The 3,302-nt window shown below is 63.6% G+C and carries 4 protein-coding genes; all 4 read left to right on the top strand.

What is annotated here, in order from left to right:
• A partial coding sequence (locus KGM94_RS24510; RefSeq protein ID WP_300265104.1) for a helicase-related protein occupies positions 1 to 1,848 on the top strand: 1,848 nt, incomplete at its 5' end.
• A gap of 46 nt (positions 1,849 to 1,894) precedes the next feature.
• Positions 1,895 to 2,662, top strand: coding sequence for a DpnI domain-containing protein (locus KGM94_RS24505; RefSeq protein WP_300265102.1), 768 nt, complete (start codon positions 1,895 to 1,897; stop codon positions 2,660 to 2,662).
• A gap of 8 nt (positions 2,663 to 2,670) precedes the next feature.
• Entirely contained in the window at positions 2,671 to 2,952 is a 282-nt protein-coding gene (locus KGM94_RS24500) for a hypothetical protein (protein ID WP_300265098.1), read from the top strand.
• Between the two features lie 167 nt (positions 2,953 to 3,119).
• Positions 3,120 to 3,302 (top strand): transcriptional regulator (locus KGM94_RS24495; protein WP_300265095.1); only part of this gene is annotated, 183 nt, incomplete at its 3' end.

Genomic DNA, 3,302 nt, shown 5'->3' with positions numbered 1-3,302 from the left:
TTCCGGGTGCGCGGCGACGTCATCGACATCTTCCCCGCGCACTATGAGGACCGCGCCTGGCGCGTGAACCTGTTCGGCGACACCGTGGAGAACATCGAGGAGTTCGATCCGCTCACCGGCCACAAGCAGGACGAGCTCGAATTCATCAAGATCTATGCCAATTCGCACTATGTGACGCCGCGCCCGACGCTGGTGCAGGCGATCAAGTCGATCAAGTCCGAGCTCAAGCTGCGGCTCGACCAGCTCCACGACCAGGGGCGCCTGCTGGAGGCGCAGCGGCTGGAGCAGCGCACCACCTTCGACCTCGAGATGATGGAGGCGACCGGAAGCTGCGCCGGCATCGAGAATTATTCGCGCTACCTCACGGGACGTCGCCCGGGCGAGCCCCCGCCGACTCTGTTCGAGTATGTCCCCGATAACGCACTGGTGTTCGCCGACGAGAGTCACGTCACCGTGCCGCAGATCGGCGGCATGTTCCGCGGCGATTTTCGCCGCAAGGCGACGCTCGCGGAGTACGGCTTCCGTTTGCCGTCGTGCATGGACAACCGGCCGCTGCGCTTCGAGGAATGGGACATGATGCGGCCGCAGACCGTCGCGGTGTCGGCGACACCCGGCGGCTGGGAGCTGAACGAGAGCGGCGGCGTGTTCGTCGAGCAGGTGATCCGCCCGACCGGCCTGATCGATCCGCCCGTCGACATCCGCCCGGCCCGCACGCAAGTCGACGATCTCGTCGGCGAGGTGCGCGCGACTGCGCAGGCCGGCTATCGCTCGCTGGTCACGGTGCTGACCAAGCGCATGGCGGAGGACCTGACCGAATATCTGCACGAGCAGGGCATCCGAGTCCGCTACATGCACTCTGACATCGACACCATCGAGCGCATCGAGATCATCCGCGACCTCAGGCTCGGCGCGTTCGACGCGCTGGTCGGCATCAACCTGTTGCGCGAGGGCCTCGACATTCCCGAATGCGCGCTGGTCGCGATCCTCGACGCCGACAAGGAAGGCTTCTTGCGCAGCGAGACCTCGCTGATCCAGACCATCGGCCGCGCCGCGCGCAATGTCGACGGCAAGGTGATCCTCTATGCCGACCAGATGACCGGCTCGATGGAGCGCGCGATCGCCGAGACCAACCGCCGCCGCGAGAAGCAGATGGAGTACAACACCGCCAACGGCATCACGCCGGAGAGCGTGAAGAAGTCGATCGGCGACATCCTCAACTCCGTCTACGAGCGCGACCACGTGCTGATCGAGACCGGCCAGGGCGGCGTCGCCGACGACGTGATCGCGATCGGCCACAATTTCGAGGCCGTGCTCGCCGACCTGGAGACGCGGATGCGCGAGGCCGCCGCGGATTTGAACTTCGAGGAAGCCGCGCGCCTGCGCGACGAGGTCAAGCGCCTGCGCGCCACCGAACTCGCCGTGGTCGACGACCCCACCGCCAAGCAGCGCGCCGTGCAGGGCCGCGCCGGCGCCTATGCCGGCGCCAAGAAATACGGCGAGGCCGCGAATCTCCCGGTGAGCGCGATGAAGAAGAAGACCGTGAGCGCCGCGCTGAAGGCCAGCCGCAGTTCTTCTCCCTCGCCCCGTTCTTCACGGGGAGAGGGCCGGGGTGAGGGGCAAGCCGCGAGTCCCGCCGCCTCAAAAGTCCACAAGCCCCATCTCGACGAGATGCACGGCCCGGAATCCCTACCCTACCGCGAAAGCCGCGCACTGCCGAAAAAACCGTTCGGCGGCGAGAGCAGGATCATCCAGCCCACCGACTCGCGGCAGTCGGGACCGGAATTCGGCCCGGCGCCGAGGAGCAGCGGAGGTGCGCCGGGGCATAGGGGCGGGTGGAAGAAGAGGTAGGGCCGGTGGCACTGGCAATTCGACCGGGTTCCGCTACCTTGGCAGCATGAAACTCGGTTTCGAAGAGACCCAGTCCCCCTACACCAGCGGCTCGCAAAGCGCTCGGGCTTGGACTGAGGCTTGGGTCAAGTCACAGGCCTATTGCCCGCACTGCGGCGGCGCGAAGATGTCGCAGTTTCCGAACAACAGTCCGGTCGCAGACTTTCTGTGCAAATCTTGCAAGGAAGAGTTCGAACTCAAGAGCCAGAAGGGCAAGTTCGGCGCGAAGGTTTCTGACGGCGCCTACAAGACAAAATGCGAGCGGCTCGTCGCAAGCAACAACCCCAATCTCCTGCTGATGAACTACGACCGCAACTCACTTGCAGTCGTCAATCTCTTCATCGTGCCAAAGCACTTCTTCATTCCCGAGATCATCGAAGAGCGGAAACCGCTCGCGGCGACAGCACGGCGAGCCGGCTGGGTCGGGTCCAACATTCTGCTCGGCAAGATTCCGGAGATCGGAAAGATACATATCGTCCGGAACGGCGTGGTCCGACCGAAGGAGCTTGTTCTGGAAGAGTGGCAGAAGACGCTCTTTCTGCGAAGCGAATCGCTGGAAGCAAAGGGCTGGCTGCTGGACGTAATGAAGTGCGTGGAGTCGCTGCACAAACTCGAGTTCACGCTCGAAGAGGTCTATGCTTTCGACCGCCATCTGAGTGAGCTTTACCCTGGCAATCAGAATGTCAGGCCGAAGATTCGGCAGCAGCTTCAATATTTGCGTGATCGAGGGTTTATCGAGTTCGTGTCTCGCGGCAGTTATCGCTTGAAATCGTGAGGTTCGAGATGGCTTGGTTTATCAATCACTATGAATGCGACCGCTGCGATCGCCGATGGACCGACGAATGGTCCTGCGCTTGCGACGACGAGTGCCCGCACTGCGGGTTTCGCGATATGACGCCGTTCGATAGCGAAGACCTAACTGAACTCATCGTCGAGGAAAGCGGGAAATTCATCGTCCTCCGCTCGCCGGAGGCGGCCGAGGACGATCCCGACTATGAGGAACTTGGTCGTTTTTCGACCCGAGATGAAGCCAAGGCTTTCCTGCGCTCCTACCCACCAGACTGAATAAGCTTAGCGGCGTACCGCCACTCCCCTTCGTGGCTATGGATTCCGGGCTCGCCGCTGCGCGACGCCCCGGAATGACGCGGGGAGAGATCGCTCCACCCTCACCCCACACTCACCGTCACCACAGCCGTGACCGACAGCGGCAGCACGAGGGCCAAGGAGATCCCATGACGATCGCATTCGAGAAGCTCAAGGCGCGGCTGCTGGCCAATCCGAAGGTCAAGGCGGAGTACGACGCGCTGGCGCCGGAGTTCGAGATTGCCGCCGAGCTGCTCAGGGCCCGCCGGCGGGCAGGTCCCTCGCAGGCCGAACGGGCCGACCGCATGGGGACCAGCCAGTCCGCGGTCGCG

Origin of the sequence: Bradyrhizobium sp. (assembly GCF_028868675.1) — a bacterium.
Taxonomy (GTDB): domain Bacteria; phylum Pseudomonadota; class Alphaproteobacteria; order Rhizobiales; family Xanthobacteraceae; genus Bradyrhizobium.
The sequence above is the reverse complement of the archived record's forward strand: the minus strand, read 5'-3'. Positions and strand labels throughout refer to the sequence as shown.

What these genes read in the sequence shown, in the direction of transcription:
- KGM94_RS24500 (WP_300265098.1), top strand. Translation starts at nt 2,671, where the DNA reads ATGGCTTGGTTTATCAATCACTATGAATGCGACCGCTGCGATCGCCGA.
- KGM94_RS24505 (WP_300265102.1), top strand. Translation starts at nt 1,895, where the DNA reads ATGAAACTCGGTTTCGAAGAGACCCAGTCCCCCTACACCAGCGGCTCG.